The sequence below is a fragment of the Sphingopyxis sp. P1IMeth2 genome (assembly GCF_900185685.1).
GTDB lineage: Bacteria > Pseudomonadota > Alphaproteobacteria > Sphingomonadales > Sphingomonadaceae > Sphingopyxis > Sphingopyxis terrae_A.
In genome coordinates, this window is record NZ_FYAT01000001.1 from 471,898 (window position 1) to 488,840 (window position 16,943).

General features: G+C 62.6%; 14 protein-coding genes. 4 read left to right on the top strand and 10 right to left on the bottom strand.

Features of this window, described 5'->3' with window-relative positions; genetic code table 11:
- Positions 1-157 precede the first annotated feature (157 nt).
- The gene (locus P1IM2_RS02185) at positions 158-676 is read left to right on the top strand and encodes a DUF305 domain-containing protein (RefSeq protein WP_003046339.1); all 519 of its coding nucleotides are present in this window, start codon (positions 158-160) and stop codon (positions 674-676) included.
- A gap of 189 nt (positions 677-865) precedes the next feature.
- On the opposite strand, the gene P1IM2_RS02190 is transcribed toward P1IM2_RS02185, so the two are convergent.
- Positions 866-1,816 carry a chromate transporter gene (locus P1IM2_RS02190; RefSeq protein ID WP_186401280.1) on the bottom strand — a complete coding sequence of 317 codons (951 nt, stop codon included), beginning with the start codon at positions 1,814-1,816 and terminating at the stop codon, positions 866-868.
- Between P1IM2_RS02190 and P1IM2_RS19030 the strand changes: the two genes are divergently transcribed.
- Both P1IM2_RS19030 and hutC read left to right on the top strand, forming a co-directional pair.
- The gene (locus tag P1IM2_RS19030) at positions 1,815-2,162 is read left to right on the top strand and encodes an alpha/beta hydrolase (RefSeq protein ID WP_156001166.1); all 348 of its coding nucleotides are present in this window, start codon (positions 1,815-1,817) and stop codon (positions 2,160-2,162) included. The two genes, P1IM2_RS02190 and P1IM2_RS19030, sit on opposite strands and share 2 nt — an antisense overlap.
- Positions 2,163-2,344: 182 nt before the next feature.
- Positions 2,345-3,079, top strand: a complete 735-nt coding sequence (hutC, locus tag P1IM2_RS02200) for a histidine utilization repressor (protein WP_051066410.1) — start codon at positions 2,345-2,347, stop codon at positions 3,077-3,079.
- 6 nt (positions 3,080-3,085) lie between these two features.
- Here hutC and P1IM2_RS02205 read toward each other — a convergent pair whose 3' ends face one another.
- The 7 genes from P1IM2_RS02205 to P1IM2_RS02235 all read right to left on the bottom strand — a co-directional run bounded on the left by P1IM2_RS02205 (position 3,086) and on the right by P1IM2_RS02235 (position 12,765).
- Positions 3,086-3,817 carry a PepSY domain-containing protein gene (locus P1IM2_RS02205; protein ID WP_003046347.1) on the bottom strand — a complete coding sequence of 244 codons (732 nt, stop codon included), beginning with the start codon at positions 3,815-3,817 and terminating at the stop codon, positions 3,086-3,088.
- On the bottom strand, positions 3,814-4,518 hold the full coding sequence (locus P1IM2_RS02210) for a PepSY domain-containing protein (protein WP_186401281.1): 705 nt from the start codon (positions 4,516-4,518) through the stop codon (positions 3,814-3,816). Before P1IM2_RS02210 ends, P1IM2_RS02205 begins: the two co-directional genes overlap by 4 nt.
- An 11-nt stretch (positions 4,519-4,529) precedes the next feature.
- Positions 4,530-7,235: a TonB-dependent receptor domain-containing protein gene (locus P1IM2_RS02215; RefSeq protein ID WP_003046355.1), complete on the bottom strand. Its 2,706-nt coding sequence runs from the start codon at positions 7,233-7,235 to the stop codon at positions 4,530-4,532.
- 284 nt (positions 7,236-7,519) lie between these two features.
- Entirely contained in the window at positions 7,520-8,272 is a 753-nt protein-coding gene (locus P1IM2_RS02220) for an amino acid ABC transporter ATP-binding protein (RefSeq protein WP_003046358.1), read from the bottom strand.
- Positions 8,269-9,513, bottom strand: a complete 1,245-nt coding sequence (gene metC / locus P1IM2_RS02225) for a cystathionine beta-lyase (RefSeq protein ID WP_003046361.1) — start codon at positions 9,511-9,513, stop codon at positions 8,269-8,271. Before metC ends, P1IM2_RS02220 begins: the two co-directional genes overlap by 4 nt.
- The gene (locus tag P1IM2_RS02230) at positions 9,506-11,608 is read right to left on the bottom strand and encodes an ABC transporter permease subunit (protein ID WP_260833892.1); all 2,103 of its coding nucleotides are present in this window, start codon (positions 11,606-11,608) and stop codon (positions 9,506-9,508) included. The genes metC and P1IM2_RS02230 overlap by 8 nt, the downstream gene beginning before the upstream one ends.
- Positions 11,609-11,691: 83 nt before the next feature.
- A complete protein-coding gene (locus tag P1IM2_RS02235) occupies positions 11,692-12,765 on the bottom strand; it encodes an amino acid ABC transporter substrate-binding protein (RefSeq protein WP_260833893.1) in 1,074 nt (357 codons plus the stop codon).
- Positions 12,766-12,820: 55 nt separating this feature from the next.
- On the opposite strand from P1IM2_RS02235, the gene P1IM2_RS02240 reads away from it, so the two are divergent.
- The gene (locus P1IM2_RS02240) at positions 12,821-13,726 is read left to right on the top strand and encodes a LysR substrate-binding domain-containing protein (protein WP_186401284.1); all 906 of its coding nucleotides are present in this window, start codon (positions 12,821-12,823) and stop codon (positions 13,724-13,726) included.
- A 37-nt stretch (positions 13,727-13,763) separates the two neighbouring features.
- Here the strand turns inward: P1IM2_RS02240 and P1IM2_RS02245 are convergent, their stop codons facing one another.
- Both P1IM2_RS02245 and P1IM2_RS02250 read right to left on the bottom strand, forming a co-directional pair.
- Positions 13,764-16,235 carry a TonB-dependent receptor plug domain-containing protein gene (locus P1IM2_RS02245; protein ID WP_186401285.1) on the bottom strand — a complete coding sequence of 824 codons (2,472 nt, stop codon included), beginning with the start codon at positions 16,233-16,235 and terminating at the stop codon, positions 13,764-13,766.
- A gap of 186 nt (positions 16,236-16,421) precedes the next feature.
- Entirely contained in the window at positions 16,422-16,943 is a 522-nt protein-coding gene (locus tag P1IM2_RS02250) for a DUF411 domain-containing protein (RefSeq protein WP_186401286.1), read from the bottom strand.

The following is a 16,943-nucleotide window of genomic DNA, read 5'->3' on the forward strand; positions in this document are numbered from 1 at the left end:
ATTTGGAAGAACTTCGCGGATCGAGAACTGGCCCACCAGGACGCGACTCGCGGTGAAGAATGATCGCCGAAAGGGAACAGAGTTCGGTCGTCCGGCATTCATTCCATAACCCGCAATCGGAATTGCTTTGCCGCATCATACGAAAGGAGCAAGAGCCATGAACGGCGACATGAAAAAGCATGGATCGAGCTACGGCCGGTTTGCGGCGATGATCGCGACGTCGACCATTGTCATGTTCGGCCTGATGTATCTGAACAGCTACGCACTCGATCATATTTACTACAGCCAGACGAGAACCTGGATGGCGGTCTATATGGGCGCCGTGATGGCCATCATCATGCTTGGCTTCATGTGGTCGATGTACAATAACCGCCGAATGAATGCGATCATCGTGGCCGCCAGCCTGATCGTCTTCGCAACCTCGTTATGGCTCGTTCGCAGCCAGCAAACCGTCGACGATGTTTCCTACATGAAGGCGATGATCCCGCATCATTCGATCGCCATCATGACCAGCGAACGGGCGAAGATTCGCGATCCCAGGGTCCGCAAGCTCGCCGATGGCATCATCGAGGCGCAGGTTCGGGAAATTGATAAGATGAAGGCATTGATAGTGGATCTCGAGCGGCATCCGATTGCCGCAGACGCGCCGTTGCTGCCCGATTACAGGGAGCGATAGATCCAGCGCAAAATCATCTGGTCCGGCGGCAAATCTCGCATCTTTTGCGAGACCGGATGATGCCGGCACAGCTGGGTAAAATGCCGAGCAGCCATCAACCGCCATTCGTACCGCAGGGATGCGCCATCCCCATTATTTCATCTCCGAGCTTGTTCGCGCCAGATTCGCGTCCGAGATTATGTATCGCAACTATATGACTGCAAGTGCCAGCGCGGCTCCAACGGTCCCAGCAACGAGCGCGAGCGGAGGGCAGCGAAATCGCAGCACAATCAGCAATCCGACGCGCACTATTAGAGCATCGGCGAAAGATTTTACGCCGGACGTCCAGAGCGGGTCATAAAGCGCGGCCGCCAGAATGCCGACGACGACCGCATTGACCCCCATGATCGCGGCCTGCGCGCGAGCATTTTTTGCGATCGCCGCGCGAAACGGCAACGCGCCCGCGACGAGCAACAGCCCTGGCAGAAAAATTGCGACGATGGCGATCAGTCCGCCTGCGAGTGGCGCATCCGGTGAGCCGACGGCTCCGAGATAGGCCGACAGTGCGAACAATGGTCCTGGCAGAGCCTGCGCCGCGCCATAACCGGTCAGGAAAGCCGTATCGTCCACGAAACCCGGGACCAGTTCAGCGTGGAGCAACGGCAGAACGACGTGACCGCCCCCAAATACGAGCGCCCCGGCGCGATAGAAAATACCCGCAAGCTCGAAGAGCGAGCCGCCCCGCCCGGCAACCGGGAGAAGGAGAAGAATAGTGGCAGCCCCCGTCAGCATCAGGAAACTGGCTCTGCGCGTCGGAATCCACCCGCCATTCCCTATGCTGGACCGGACTTTCGGCGTGCAAACAAGCAGCCCGGAAAGAGCGCCAAGCGCAATGAATCCGATCTGCGTCACAGGCGACGCCAGAACCAGCATCCCCGCCGCCGCGGCGGGGCCAGGAAGGAACTGACAGAGCGCCAGCAACTCGGCAAAACCGCTGTCGTCGATCCAGCGACGACGGATGACAAGCTCGTCACGAAAATAGCCCAGATGTGCAATCGGCCCACCAATCGACGTCACCCCGAGCTTCAGGAAGGCCGCAAATACTTCGCGGGCACTGCCAGCGCGAACAGATGGCCGCTCGTTGCCCGATATATCATCCATGCCTCCAACTAGTCTCACTGTCTTCTCAACTCAATTGGCCGGTACACAAACCGCTCCGCGGATTGGTGCTAGCGGCAATGTAAAGCGGCCCATCAAGCACCTCCATGCACCACAGGACGCGCAGCGTGCGATCCGCCTGGTCCGCTCGCGCGCCGACGAACTCAAGATCGGTCCCCATAAGATTGGTGTCATAGGCTTCTCAGCCGGCGGGTATGTGGTCGCCCAGACCAGCAATATATTAGAAGCAGCCTATGAGCCGGTCGACGAAACAGACACAGGGAGCAGCCGGCCTGATTTTGCCATCGCGATGTTCCCCGGCCACCTTTGCCGAGCCAGGTTTCTTTGAAAAAAAGGAGCACGCCGCTGCGCTCGACGAGCGGACAAGGACGCTCGTCATTTCGTTGCGACATCGACGATTGGCAGCCTTCTCTTTTAACTAGCTGGGAAACCGTGAAGTTGTATAGACGACCTATGAGTCCTTCGCCCACTCGGAAGCCCAAAGTTTCAATGCCCAAGCCCCGAGAGGCAATGCCTTCCCTCGACCATGCCGGTGATGAATCGACACCACGCTACGTTGTTATCAAGCAGAGTATTTCCGACGCCGTTCGCGATGGTCGCCTCCAACCAGGCGACCGTGTTCCCTCGGAAGCAGAACTAGTTCAACAATTCGACGTTTCGCGCATGACGGCGAATCGTGCTCTCCGCGAGCTACAGGCTGCCGGAGTTGTCGTGCGGCGCGCTGGAAGTGGCTCGTTCATCGCGGAGCCGAGGCCGATCGGCCAGATGATCGAAATCCGCAACATCGCCGAGGAAATCCGCGAGCGAGGTCATGCCTATCGTGCCCGCGTGATCCAGAACCGGGAAGAGCGCGCCAATGTCGACACGGCGGCGCTGCTCGAAGTTTCGGTAGGGACCAAATTATTCCATTCGATCATCGTCCATCACGAGGCCGAATTCCCGATTCAGATCGAGGAGCGTTTCGTCCTCGCGTCGATCGCGCCCGATTATGGCACGCTCGACTTCACACGGATGACACCGAACGAATATCTGACGTGCATCGCGCCGCTCGAACGGGTCGAGCACCGTGTCTGTGCGACGATGCCCGACGAACGAATGCGCGGCATGTTAGGGCTGTCCGCGAGCGAACCGGTACTCCAGATGACGCGCCGGACATGGAGCCGGTCGCGTCTCGTGTCGCATGCCTGGCTGACACACCCCGGCACCCGGTTCGAACTGTCGGCCGCCTTCTCGATCGACGATTGACGCCGATCAGCTGGTTCGAGCGACAACCACAGGTTTGCGACGGCGTAGCCAGCGGAAATCGGCGCGACTGAAGCTTTTGAACAGCAGGTAGAAGCCGGTTCCGGAAAGCCAGAGTACGCCGAAGGCGACGAAGATGATCAGCGGATGATTGAAGCTCTTCCGGTTGATATAATCCATATTGTGGAGCATCCAGAAGAAGTCCCATGTCCGCCAGGTATCGCCACGCATCACCAGGAAACGGGCGGTGTCGAGCGAAACATAGGCACTGCTGTTTTCGGCGTCCGCGAAATCGACGCGCCACATCGCGCCTTCATGGTCGCGCGATTCAAGATTGGGTTTGGCGAGCACACTTACGTTGCGGATCGGCGCCTCGTTCATCATCGCCGCGACATCGCGGGCGACCTGCTCGTCGACCCGAATATCCTCGCCGCTCGTCGCATCGACAAGGCGTGTGCCCCCGGCGGCGCGGACCTCATAGACCGGCCGCGCACCGAGATCGCGCAGAACCACGCCAGTGACGGGTTCGCCGCGCGGTAGGGCGGCGACATCGAAATATTCGCCGGCGGGCAGCGCGTGCGCGTGCGACATGCCGCCGCCGTGCCCTCCGACCTTGTCCTTGTCGAGCAGCGCCATCACCGAACCGCTGAGCGCCCAGAGCAGGAACTGCAGACCGAGGATCAGCCCCACCCATTTATGGATACGCCGGAAAAAGAGCGGGGTCAGCCGGATGCGTTTCATGCCTGCTTCCTTTTGCGGCGTTTGAAAGACCAGATCAGCAGCCAAGCGCCGGAGAGCGCCATCGCAAAGGCGCTCCAGGCCGCGACGCGGAGCAGCGGATTGTTGACGTCGGTCCGCTCGTCATAGTCCATAATATGCAGCATCCACGCGAAGTCGAAAACGCGCCACAGCGCGTGGCGGCGCGAGATGAGCTCACCCGTCGCCGGCGACAGATAGAGCGTCGGCCGGTTCCAGCCTTCGAACTCGACCTGCCAATATGGTGGCTTGCGCGCCTGCATTTCCTGAGGTGCCTCGGTCAAAAGTCGCACCGAGACGATCTTGCCGTCACCCGTGTAGATGCGCCGTGCCTGTTCGCGGACCTGGGACTCGGTCAGGGCAGGCAGCGGCGCACCCGAACGCGCGTCGAACAGGCGCGCGCCTTCAGGGGTCTCGGCGCGCCAGACCGGTTGGCCGAAAAAGCGCTGGAGACGGATTTCGGACACCCCCGGCGCGGCCGCGACGACCTTCGACGGCGCTGCGAGGCCATCGAGGTCGAAGGGCTGGGCCACCGGGGAGCGCACCAGATGATCGCCGTGGATGGTGTCGATGTGAACGACCACCATGTAGAAGCCGGTCAACGTCCAGAGCAAAGCCTGGACACCCACGACCAGCGCCAGCCATTTATGCGTTCGCCGAACGAGCAGCGGCCAACGTATCGCCATCTCCTGGTTCCTCAGAAGGCGGTGCGGAAACCGACATAGAAGCGCCGTCCGAGCAGATCGTAGGTCATCGTGTCGGTGTTCGCATCGGTGAAGCTCTGGATATAGGGCGCCTTGCGATCGAAGACATTGTCGACGCCGACCTGGAAGCGCGTCTTCTCGTCAATCTCGAAGGCGACCTGGAGATTGTGGTAGAAGACGTTCGGCGTGCTGTAGCCGATTTCGCCGGGCGCCGCATTGAAGTCGGTCGCCTTGCCGATCCATTGGGTCGACCAGGTGGCGCTGACGCCATCCTTCTCGGCGGTCAGCACGCCATAGCCGCGCCATTTGGGATAGCCGCCATTGCCGCCGCCGATGAAGCCGTCGAAATCGATCGGGTCGCCGCCGGGGAACGGCAGAACGACATATTTGTTGAGATAAGTCAGGTTGACGTCGAGCGAGATGTTCACGCTGCCGATGCCGCCCGCATAGACGAGCCCCAGATCGAGGCCATTCATCTCCTCGCGCCCTGTATTGATCGGCTGCGCGGATAGGAAGGTCACTTCGCCCGTCAGCGGGCTGCGCGTGAAATCGTCGCAGAAAGGGTGCGACAGATTCTGGCTCGCATAACATATCGACAGCTTGGTCGATCCGGGGATGGCGCGAATCGCATCCTTGATCTTGATGTCGAACCAGTCGGCCGTCAGCGACAGACCGGGAACCAGCCCTTTGGGCGAGATCACCGTGCCGACGGTCCAGGTCGTCGAGCTTTCGGGTTTCAGATTCTCGTTGCCGCCGACCGTGGTGAGGATCGTCGTGCCGAGCTGCACATAGTTGGCGGGAACACCCGACGCCTGGCAATTGGCGATCAGCGTCGCATTACCGCTCGTCGAATAGCGCGAACAGGGATCGGTGGTGGTCAGATTGCCTTCCGATACGCCGCCGTAAAGTTCGGGCACGTTGGGAATGCGGAAGCCGGTGCCATAGGTCCCGCGCAGGCGGAAGCTGTCGCTGATCATCCAGTCGAGGCTGGCCTTGTAATTCCAGTCGCTGCCGAACAGATTATAGTCCGAATAGCGCACCGCGCCGTCCAGCGTCAGCGCCTCGAAGAAAGGCTTGCCCGCGAGAATCGGCACGGACAGCTCGAGATAGGCTTCCTTCGCCGTGGTCGAACCCGAAATCGGATCCTGCTGGTTCGTGTTGGCAATACCGAGCACGGTCAGCGGATCGGGATCGCGCCAGCCCTTTTCCTTGCGATAGACGACCCCTGTCGCAAAGGAGACGGGGCCAGCTGGAAGGTTGAACAGGCTGCCGTTGAGATCGGCGGTGACCGTCGCCAGTTCGTTGCCGCCGCGATCGCGCGAGGTGAAAAGGATATAGTCGAGAACCTCGGGGGTCAGGTCGCCGGCGCCCAGATAGTCAGCGCAGGGGATCGCAGCTCCAACCGTCACGCTGCACTTGCTCGGGTCGATCGAGTTGCGAATGCGTTCGAGGTTGGCGATGTTGGTCGATCCGTCGATCGCCGTGTTGCGTCCGAATGCCCCCGCGACTTCCCACGCCCAATCGTTGGACAATTTTCCGCGCAGGCCGAACGTACCCTGCCAGGTATCAGTTTCCTGGAAGAATTGACGCGGCCCTGGTTCGGCAAGCCGGCGCTGGATGAGCACGATGTCCTGCCCGGTTGGGTTGGTCGGATTACTCGCCGAAATGGACAGGTTGCGGAGCGTGCCCGGCGTCGCAATCTGATTGGATTTGCGGAATGTATAGAGAAACTCGCCGAAAGCCTCGATGCTGTCGCTGAGGTCATAGTCGACGAAGAAGGCCGTGCTGATGCGTTCGACGGGGCTGACCGCGTTGAGGAAGGGCGCCGAATTGAAATTATGCTTCGCCGCGCTGTACGGCTCGAAGAAGTCGCCATCGCCGCCGGGAGTTTGATTGAAGTTGATTTGTTGCCCGTTGGGCAACACGGCGCGGCCGCCGATCGTCGAGGCACTGTTGACGCACGATAGCGAACCTGGCGTGACCTCAGCGAGCGAACAGGGCGCGCGCGTCGCCATATTGACCGCGCTGGTCTTCTGATACGTCGCGGCGATCATGACACCACCACGATCATTGCGGATGCCCCAGATCAGGTCGGCGGAAAAATCGGAACCGTCGCCCTCGCCCGTGATGCCATAGCGCGCGCTCAGGCCAAGACCTTCATAATCGGTCCGGGTGACCAGGTTGACAACACCCGCCATCGCGTCCGCGCCATAAATTGCCGACGCGCCGTCCTTCAGCACGTCGGTACGTGCCAGCGCTACGACCGGGATCATGTTCAGGTCCGGCGACGAGTTCGCGCCGGTGCCGCCTGCCACGAGACGGCGACCATTAAGCAGCACGAGCGTGCGCTTGATGCCAAGCCCGCGCAAGTTCACCTGCGCCGTGCCATAGCCGTTGCTTGTCCAATAGGCCGAGGTCTGGTTGCCCGCAAAGCCTGCATTGGCGGGAAGGCGCTGCAATACCGTTTCGATGTTGACGATCCCGGTATTCTCGATCTGCTCAGCCGAGACGACCGTGGCGGGTCCGACGCCCGCGAGGTCCTGGCGGCGGATGCGTGAACCCGTCACGACGATGTCCGAACCATTCGGCGCGTCGGTGGCCAGGGGCGGCTGCCCTGACGATTCGTCCTGCGCAAGTGCCGGCGTTGCCAAGACCGCGACTGCCGCGACGCTGGCGAGCAAAAATGTTCTGATCATCATAGCGAAACCCCCTGTTGGTTGGCCGATTTCCCTCAGAGAGCATTAAATGTATATACAGGTCAACAGGAATTTATCGAAATATATCAATTAGTTAAATGCCAAATTCGGCGCGCATCATACTTGTCTAATACGCATGCCGACGCCTCACCCCTCATCGATTTTGAAATTTTTTTGCAGGGTCCGGCCCATTCGCGCAAGGAGCCGACCGCCTTCCCCTTCGACTTGCTCATGAAATGACAGGGGACGCAGATCGAAGCCATTCGGGGCCGCTCACAAGCGACTGCTCAGTGCGAAAGTATCTGTTCAAGGAATGTCTGTGCGCGTTCGCTTTTGGGAGCCGCAAAAAAGTCGGACGGCCTCGCGTCCTCGACAATTTGCCCCTGGTCCATGAAAAGAATGCGATCGGCTGCCTCGCGCGCGAATCCCATCTCGTGCGTCACGCACACCATCGTCCGCCCCTCGCCGGCCAGCGCTGTCATCACATCGAGCACCTCCTTGATCATCTCGGGATCGAGCGCCGATGTCGGTTCGTCGAAGAGGAGAATCCGGGGTTCCATCGCCAGCGCACGCGCGATGGCTACTCGCTGCTGCTGCCCGCCCGAAAGCTGCCCGGGATATTTGCTCGCCTGATCTGCGATCCGGACCTTGTCCAGATAGGACATGGCCCGCGCCTCGGCATCCTCGACCGCGACGCCGCCGACGAGGACGGGCGCGAGGGTGCAATTTTCGAGCACCGTCTTGTGCGGAAACAGATTAAACTGCTGAAAAACCATGCCGACCGCACGGAGCGCCGCGGCAGCATCGCGGGACACCCGGTTTATCCTGACGCCCTCTATCAGCACCTCTCCGGCGTCCGGCGCTTCGAGCATGTTCATGCAGCGGATCAGGGTCGACTTACCGGAGCCCGAGGGACCGCAAATCACAACGCGTTGGCGCGGCGCGATATCGAGGTCGATCGAACGAAGCGCGTGATAGCCGCCGTAATATTTTTCGAGCTGCCGCAGACTGACAGCCGCCGGAATCGAAGCGTCCGTCATGACGCCCGCTTTCCGCTCCGCATCATCCGCACCCGCCCGAAGGCCGCATCGAGATCGGCGATTAGATCGTCGGGCGCCTCCAGCCCTGCATGAATACGAATCAGCGCACCTTCGGCCTCGCCATTCGGAAAGTCGCGGATCGGCGCCGGCCACGCGGGGACCGCAAGGCTTTCGAAACCGCCCCAGCTCGACCCAAGCTGGAATAGCGAGAACTTGTTGAAGAATGCGCTGGTCTCCGGCGGGGAGAGACGATCGAGCTGGACGCCGAACAATCCCGACGCCCCCGCAAAGTCCCGCTTCCAGATCGCGTGGCCCGGATCGGCGGGGTGAGCCGGATAGCGAACCGCGACCACCTCGGGCTGACACAGAAACCAGTCGATCAGGGTCGACGCGGTGCGCTGGTGGCGCTCGAGACGCGCGTCGAGCGTCCGGATGCCCCGGTGGACCAGATAGCAATTGTCGGGGCTCGCGCAATTGCCCCAGCGCGCCGCCGCATCCTTGAGGTGGCGATAGATGGCCTCGCTGCCCGCGGTCATCGTGCCGAGCAGGCAATCGGAGTGCCCCGAGAGATATTTGGTCGCCGACGCGAGCGAGACATCGACGCCATGAGCCAGCGGCTTGAAGAAGAGCGGCGTCGCCCAGGTGTTGTCGACCGCCGTCAAAATGCCACGGCCGCGCGCGACCGCCGCGATCGCCGGCACGTCGATCATGTCGAATGTCTGCGAGCCCGGGGTCTCCATATAGATGAGGCGGGTGTTGCTGCGGCACAGGTCAGCTATCTCCGCGCCGATATCGGGCCGGAAATATTCGACCTCGACCCCGAAACGCGCGAGCACATCGGTCAGGAATTTTCGGGTCGGCCCATAGACGCAGTCGGCGACGAGCAGATGATCGCCCGCGCCCGCAAACGCCGTGAGGGTGAGCGCGATCGCGCTTGTTCCCGAGGAGGTGATGACCGTCGCATAGCCGGCCTCGAGCTCGGCGACGGCCTCAGCGAGCGCAAAGGTCGTGCGCGTGCCATACAGGCCGTAGATGACCTCGTCATAAAGCCCCCGGTGGCGATCCATATAGGCTTCGACGCTGTCGTAGATGATCGTCGAGGCGCGATCGACGGGAGGATTGATGAGACCCCGCTGATCGCTCGCGCGCGGGCCGGCGTGAACGGCGCGGGTTGGATCCTGCCAGGCGCCCCCGGCGGGTTCAGCCCGCTCGCGGGGCGATGCTGGGTCTTGTTCATGCATAGGATAATTTCCGTTCGATCTTCATGCTGAGCCGGGACAGGGAGAAGCAGAGGAGGAAGAAGATGGTCCCGGTGAAAAGATAGGCTTCGGCGAAATAGGGTCGCCATTGCGCCTCGACGTAGGAAAGGCGCGTCGTCTGCAACACATCGAAGACGCCGACGATCAGGACGAGGGTGGTATTCTTCACCTCGCTGATCGAGGTGTTGACCAGACCCGGCACGCTGACCTTGAGCGCCTGCGGCAACAGGACGTGCCGCCGCGCCTGCCATTTGCTCAGGCCGAGCGCCTGCGCGGCCTCGCCCTGCCCGGCCGATACCGCGAGCAGGCCGCCCCGGATGACCTCGGCCATATAGGCGGCGGTGAAGAAGAGGAGCGCGATCTGGACACGCGGCAGGCTGTCGATCGAAAGATAGGCGGGAACGAACAGCGGGAACATCACCGCGGCGAGAAACAGCACGCCGATCAGCGGGGTTCCGCGAACGAGCTCGATGAAGGCGGTGCTCGCCCAGCGAAGCGTGCGCCGCGACGACCTGCGACCGAATGCGAGGACAATCGCCAGCGGAAATGCGCCGACCACCGCGATGCTGGCGAGCAGAAGCGTGACCGGAAGGCCGCTCCATTTTTCCATGGGCACATGCACGAGCCCCGCGAACCCGCCTCGCAACAAGAGCACAGCGACCAGAATAGCGCCGACCCAGACCAGCCCGAGGCGACGGCCCCAAAAGCGCGGGACGAAGGACAGCGCGAGGGACAGCAGCAGTACCGCCGCTGCTGCGGCGGCGCGCCACTGCTCGGCTTCGGGATAGGTGCCGAACAGGATGAGCCGCGCATTTTCCCGCAGGAAGGGCCAGCACGCGCCGCTGGCCAACCGGCATTCGATCGCCCCGCCGGCGAAGGTCGCATCGAGCAACAGCCACGACAGCCCCTTGCCGATGGCCAGAGCCGCCAGAACAAAAATGGCGAGCGTCAGGACAGACTGCCCTCCGCCCCCGAACAGATTGCGCCGCATCCATGCGGGCCAGTCGGCCATCCGGCGCAAGGGGAAGGGTTCAAGACGGGGTGCCTCGGCACTCCGGCCCGGCTGTCCGGCGACACTCCAGCCCAGACGGCGGGCATAGCGGCCGGTGACGAAGGACAAGGAAAGCGAAAGTAGGAGGAAGGTCGCCACAATCAGACCGACGCCCTCGATGGCCTGCCCCGTCTGGCTGATGACGGTATCGACGACCGAAACAAATTCGGGATATCCGATCGCCACCCCCAGCGAGCTGTTCTTGATCGTATTGAGATGCCAGCTCGTCATCGGCGGTATCGCGACGCGCAAGGCTTGCGGAAGGACGATCCGTCCCATCGTCTGCGCGGGCGACAGGCCGAGCGCCCTCGCCGCCTCGCGCTGCCCGGCGGGCACCGCGAGAATGGCGCCGCGGAATATCTCGGCCAGATAGGCCGAAGCGTAGACCGAAAGCCCGGCAACCAGCGTCAGAAATTCGGTCGAGAGCGAGAGGCCGCCGACCGTTCCGAAACGCCCCGCCCGCGGCAGATCGACCCCGCCCCACAGGATGAACGAAAGCGAGGCGATGCCAGCCAGCGCCAGCGCGGTGCGCACCCGAACGCGCTGGCGCCCGACGGCGCCGAAGAGGATCGCCACCGCGATGATCGCGGTCAGCAAGGCGAGCCTGCCGGGATCGGAGAGCACAAGTGCGGGGAGATGCAACCCCCGATTGTCGAGATCGAACGCACCGACGGATCCTGCGGCGGGACCCGGCAACCCGAACAGCAATATGGCGTACCAGACGAACATCTGGAGCAGCAGCGGGATGTTGCGGACCAGTTCGATATAGAGGCCGGAAAGCTTCGCAAACGGCCAGTTGGACGACAGGCGCGCCATACAGATTGCGAGGCCGAACAGGGTCGAGAAAATGATGCCGAGCGCCGAGATCAGGAGCGTGTTGAGCAGCCCCACCGACAACGCAGCGGCATAGGAGTCGCCCGGCGCGTATGCGATCAGCGTTTCGCCGATCGCAAAGCCCGCCCGGTCGAACAGGAAACCGAACCCCGTCCGGATATTCCGGTCGGCGAGATTGTCGGTGAGTGTCATGAACAAGGCGTAGCTTGCCGCCAGCCCTCCCGCCAAAAGCAGCCAGGGCAGCGCGGCGATGGCAGATCGTCGCCGAACGGGGGTCATCGCATCGGCAACGGGAAGATCAGCCCGCCGTCCCGGTATAGCCTGTTCTGCCCGCGTTCGACACCGAGCGGGGTGATGTGGCGGTCGAAGATTTCGCCATAATTGCCCGTCTCCCGGATCGCCCGATACGCCCAGTCATCGTCGAGGCCGAGCGACTTGCCGAATCCCGGCAGGCCGCCCAGCATCTTGCGGACCTCGGGATCGGGGGAGGTTGAACGCATCCGCGCCGCATTCTCCCGGGTGACTCCCATTTCCTCGGCGGCGAACAGCGCGTTCAGGACCCATTTGTTGATCTCGAACCATTGCTCGTCGTCGCTGCGCACGACAGGCCCGACCGGTTCCTTGGTGAGCCGTTCGGGCAGCACGACATAATCGCCCGGCGTTGCCGTATCGGCGAGGCGGATCACCGTCAGCGTGAAGGCATCGGTGGTCATCGCGTCGCATCGCCCCGCGAAGAAGGCGAGTTTCGCTTCCTCGGGATTCTCGAAGACGACCGATTGGAAGCGGAGCCCCTTGCGCTCGAAATATTCGGCGGTGTTGAGTTCGGATGTCGTCCCCTTGGTGATACAGATCGACGCGCCGTCGAGATCCGCCGGAAGCCGCACGCCCGAGCGTTTCGGCACAAGGAAGCTCTGCCCGTCATAATACATGATGCCGACGAAATTCACCCCGAGATCGGTGTCGCGCGTCAGCGTCCATGTGGTCGTCCGCGACAGGACGTCGGCTTCGCCCGTCTGCACGATCGTGAAGCGCTTGTTCGAGGCAACCGGCATGAAGCGGACCTTGCGCGCATCGCCCAGAACGGCGGCGGCGAGCGCCCGGCAGTAATCGACGAAGAACCCCTGCCAGCGTCCGCGCTGGTCGAGATAGGACATGCCGAGCTGTCCCGTGTGGACGGCACAATTGAGCGTTCCCCGCGCCCGGATTCGCGCGAGGGTCGAACCTTTCGCCGCAGCGGCGACCTCATGTTCGCCAGAGCCCGCAGGCTTGCCGCCGCAGCCGCCCAGTAGCAGGGCGCCCGCGGCGAGTAGGGCAGAAAGCAGAGAGCGCGGCGCGCGCGACCTATTCATAATGGAAGCTTTCAATGCTAATGCCATAAAGAATAGCTATAAGGAGCGATGTGCGATGAACCTGCGTCACCTCGAAGCATTCCGGGCGGTGATGGTCTCGGGATCGGTTACCCAGGCCGCGCAGTCGCTCAACCTGTCGCAGCCCGCGGTGAGCAAGATGCTCGCCGATCTCGAGCATCAACTCGGCTTTCAGCTCTTCCTGCGCTCGCGCGGCAGCGCGCTCACCGTGACCCCCGAGGCCGATGCCTTTTTTTACGAGGTCGAGCGTAGCTTTTCCGGCATCGCCGCGCTGAAGCGGGTGGCCGAGGACATCCGCAACATGGCGACCGGAACCTTGCGGATCGCAGCGCTCCCCGCCCTTGCCGTCAGCTTCCTGCCACGCGTGATCGCGGCGTTTCGCGAGACGCATCCCGGCGTCACCATTCAGCTGCAGACACGCAGTTCGTCCACGGTGCGGCAATGGATGGCGAACCAGCAGTTCGACATCGGGCTGGCGACGCCGGCGCGCGAGTTGCCTGGCATCCGGATGGAGCGCTTTCTGCGCTGCCCCGGTGCCTGCGTCCTTCCCGCCGGGCACCGCCTCGCCGCAAAGGACGTCATCCGGCCGGCGGACCTCGAGGGCGAGCCCTTCATCTCGCTCGCGCTCGAAGACGGCGTGCGCCACCGCATCGACCGCATTTTCGAGGACGCGGGCGTCCACCGCGAAATGGTCATCGAAACCCAATATGCAATGACGATCTGCGCGCTGGTCATGCAGGGCGTCGGATGTTCGATCCTCAACCCCGTAACCGCCGCGGATTATGCTGAGCGGGGGCTTACGGTCCGTGATTTCGCGCCGGAGGTTCATTTCGAATATATGCTCTTCACGCCGATGCTGCGGCCGATGTCGCAAGTTGCGGCCGCCTTCATCGCGATGCTCGAAGCCCACCGCGACGCGATGTTCGGCGCCGAAGCCGGCTGAAGACGAAAGTCGTCGCACGCCCGCCCAGCGCCACCGATCAGAAGGAAGCGGTCGCGCGGACGTACCAGAAGCCGCCGTTGAACCCCGTCGGCGCAAAGCGGAGATACTGGATCCCGTTGTTGATCTGCGATTGGCGCGCCTCGCGGTCGGGGTAGTTGTCGAAGATATTCTCGCCGCCGACCGCGAGTTTGAGCATGTCGTTGACCCGGTAGGAAAGCTCGAGATCGACCAGCAGTTCGGCGCCGCCGGTCTGGTCGGCCGCCGGGGTCGCGCCATAGTCGGTCCATTTGCCATAATAGTTCGCGCGCGTGAGGAAGCCGAAGCGCTCGCCTTCATAGCTGAAGGAGGCGTTGCCTTTCCACTTGGGGACGAAGCCTTCGAGTTCGAGCAGTCGCTCGCGGTCGGCGGTGATCACCGGCGAAGCCTTGATGACGTCTGTCTTCGTATAATTGCCGTTGAGGCCCAGTGTTGCCTTGCCTGCGCCGAGGTCGAAGCCGACGGTCAGTACGGCGTCGACCCCCTGGGTGCGGCTGTCGAAGGAGTTGGTAAAGAAGCTCACCTGCTGGAAGGAATCCCCGCCCGGAATGCCGAGCGCCGCAAGCTGCGCCCGCTGCGCCGGCGTGAGGTTGAAATTGCCCGATACCGCGATCCGGTCTTCGACCTTGATGTTGAAATAATCGAGCGTGAAGGTGACGCGATTGGACGGCTTCACGACGATGCCGCCCGCCAGGTTGAAGGATTTTTCCGGCCGGAGCGGCGTCGCCCCGAAGAATTGCGCCACCGGATTATTGGGGGCGATGATGCCCGCCGTCAGCGGCGCGCCCGTGACCGAGTCGATATTGGTCTGGACCTGCGAGGCATTCGACTGGCCGGGCGTGGGGGCGCGAAAGCCGGTATTGACCGAGCCGCGAACCGCGAACAGGTCGGAAAAATCATATCGTGCGTTCACCTTCCAGGTGAACTTCGAGCCGAAATCCGAATAATTCTCGTATCGACCGGCGAGGCCGAATTGCAGCGCCTCTGTGAGATTGCCTTCAAGCGACGTGTAGGCGGCCCAGTTGCGGCGCGCGAACTCGCCGGCCTGTATCGGGCTGAATCCGGGAAATCCGTTTGAGCCGACGGGGAGCCCCACTCTGTTCCCGGTATCGGGGTCGACGACCGAGGCGAAGGGGCCGACCTGCCACGACGCGATATCGCCCGCGGTAATCTCATATGTCTCGCGCCGATATTCGAGGCCGCCGGCGAGGGTCAGCGGATCGGCGGTGCCGATGGCAATCGGGTAGGTGAGATCGAGGTTGAAGGCGAGCTCGCGCTGTTCGAGTTGCCCCGGCTTGAACGACGTCGGCGAGCTTAGCCCAAGCGACGGATTGACCGTGTTGTCGATCCGGTAGGACGCATGGTTCTGCCCATAAGAGGCGCTGAGATCATAAGTCAGGCCCGACGAGAATTCGCCCTTGAGGCCGGCAGCGAGCGCGGCATCGGTGACCGTGGCCCCGAATTCCGGCGTAAAACCGCCCGGATAGAGCTGGCGAAAGCTGAAGCGTTGCCCCCCCGGAGTGCTGGTGAGCGGGATCGAGGTAGAAATGAAGCTCGTGTCGGGATGGCGGTAGAAGAAGGCCGTCGTCCCACGGCTCCAGCTGTAATTGCCGAAGGTATAGAATTCCATCTCGTCCGACAGGTCGATACCGGCATTGACGAAGATGCGGGCCGCTTCGGACTCGGGATTACCCCAGCGCTGCGCCGGGACCGGGACGCCCTCGACGCCCGCATCGATGAGCGCCTGCGCGTCGGGGCGCTGAACGCCGCGCGACGTCGTATTCGCGTTTACATATTCGCCGCTGATGTTGACGAAACCGGCATCGGTGAAGGGAAGCCCGACATTGCCCTGGATGAGGACATCCTCGCCGTCGCCCTTGTAGAATTGACCGTAGCGGGCGATCAGCAAGCCCCCCTCGCGGTCACGGCGCAGCCCGAAATTGAGCACGCCGGCGATGGCATCCGATCCGTAGAGCGCCGACGCGCCGTCGCGCAGCACCTCGAGCTGGCCGATCGCGATCGACGGGATCGCCGAAAGATCGGGTCCCTGCGATCCCCGGATATAGGGAACATTGGTGAACTGGACCGTCGCGCCGCGATGGCGCCGCTTGCCGTTCACGAGCACCAGCGTCTGGTCCGGCGGCAGACCGCGAAGCGAGAAGGGCCGGGTGAAGACGGCCCCGTCATTGCTGACGAGACGCTGGACGTTGAGCGATGGAACCTCGGTGCGAAGGAGGTCGTTCATGTCGGCCGTGCCCTTTTCGAGCAGTTCTGCGCCGGTAATGATATCGATCGGCTGAGCCGAGTCCGCAGCCTTTAGGTCGTTCCGCCGCGTACCGGTCACGATGATCTCGCCCTGCGATGCACCCGGCTTCGATGCCTCCTCGCCATTCTCTTGCGCGAAGGCGGCCATGGCCGACGAGGCGGCCAGGACAGCGGCGATCGAGCCACTCGTGCGAAAAAATTTTCTCATGGGTCCCCTCCATTTGCGAAAGCTCTCGGCTTCCTCAGCGGGCTATCGCTGCGCTTGGGTCATGGCCAGAAATAATCACGACTCATCGCCACAAACGAGAGGGTCATTCCATTAAGTTATATATCGCGCCCGCGTCCCTCTCTCCCGGCTCGCAAGCCCTTGCTTCGTCGCAAAGCGTGTCGCCGATCAGGCGCCGAACACCATCGACTTGCCATCCGGGCCAAAGGCAATGACTTCGAATCCATCCGCGCTTCCATCGGGCATCTCCATACCCGGCGAGCCGCGCGGCATGCCCGGAACTGCGATCCCATAAATGTCGCGGGGCCGGTCCCGGAGCAGCTGCGCGACATGCTGCATCGGCACATGACCTTCGATCGCATAGTCGCCGACGACCGCCGTGTGGCACGAGGCGAGCTGCTCGGGAACGTGGTGACGCGCCTTGACCTCGGTCATGTCCGACCGGTTTTCGACGGTCACCTCATACCCCGCCTTGCGCGCGATATCGGCCCAGGCCTCGCAGCATCCGCATTCGGGATCGCGATAGACGAGCATCCGCTTGGCGCTTGCAGCATCGGCACGGGGTTCACGAGCGGCCTCCGTCTCGCCGATCGGCACGGATCCCGGCGAAGCGTTACAGGCCGCCAGCGCCATGCCCGAGCCGGCCACCACCAAGCCGAGAAGATTGCGGCGCGTCATGGGACTTGTCAT

Excerpts from the sequence above, each read along its gene's own strand:
- P1IM2_RS02230 (WP_260833892.1), bottom strand. The coding sequence starts at position 11,608 with ATGACACTCACCGACAATCTCGCCGACCGGAATATCCGGACGGGGTTC.
- P1IM2_RS02235 (WP_260833893.1), bottom strand. The coding sequence starts at position 12,765 with ATGAATAGGTCGCGCGCGCCGCGCTCTCTGCTTTCTGCCCTACTCGCC.
- P1IM2_RS02240 (WP_186401284.1), top strand. The coding sequence starts at position 12,821 with ATGAACCTGCGTCACCTCGAAGCATTCCGGGCGGTGATGGTCTCGGGA.
- P1IM2_RS02210 (WP_186401281.1), bottom strand. The coding sequence starts at position 4,518 with ATGGCGATACGTTGGCCGCTGCTCGTTCGGCGAACGCATAAATGGCTG.
- P1IM2_RS02205 (WP_003046347.1), bottom strand. The coding sequence starts at position 3,817 with ATGAAACGCATCCGGCTGACCCCGCTCTTTTTCCGGCGTATCCATAAA.
- P1IM2_RS02190 (WP_186401280.1), bottom strand. The coding sequence starts at position 1,816 with ATGGATGATATATCGGGCAACGAGCGGCCATCTGTTCGCGCTGGCAGT.
- P1IM2_RS02250 (WP_186401286.1), bottom strand. The coding sequence starts at position 16,943 with ATGACAAGTCCCATGACGCGCCGCAATCTTCTCGGCTTGGTGGTGGCC.
- metC (WP_003046361.1), bottom strand. The coding sequence starts at position 9,513 with ATGCATGAACAAGACCCAGCATCGCCCCGCGAGCGGGCTGAACCCGCC.
- P1IM2_RS02220 (WP_003046358.1), bottom strand. The coding sequence starts at position 8,272 with ATGACGGACGCTTCGATTCCGGCGGCTGTCAGTCTGCGGCAGCTCGAA.
- P1IM2_RS02245 (WP_186401285.1), bottom strand. The coding sequence starts at position 16,235 with ATGAGAAAATTTTTTCGCACGAGTGGCTCGATCGCCGCTGTCCTGGCC.
- P1IM2_RS19030 (WP_156001166.1), top strand. The coding sequence starts at position 1,815 with ATGCCTCCAACTAGTCTCACTGTCTTCTCAACTCAATTGGCCGGTACA.
- P1IM2_RS02185 (WP_003046339.1), top strand. The coding sequence starts at position 158 with ATGAACGGCGACATGAAAAAGCATGGATCGAGCTACGGCCGGTTTGCG.
- P1IM2_RS02215 (WP_003046355.1), bottom strand. The coding sequence starts at position 7,235 with ATGATGATCAGAACATTTTTGCTCGCCAGCGTCGCGGCAGTCGCGGTC.
- hutC (WP_051066410.1), top strand. The coding sequence starts at position 2,345 with ATGCCTTCCCTCGACCATGCCGGTGATGAATCGACACCACGCTACGTT.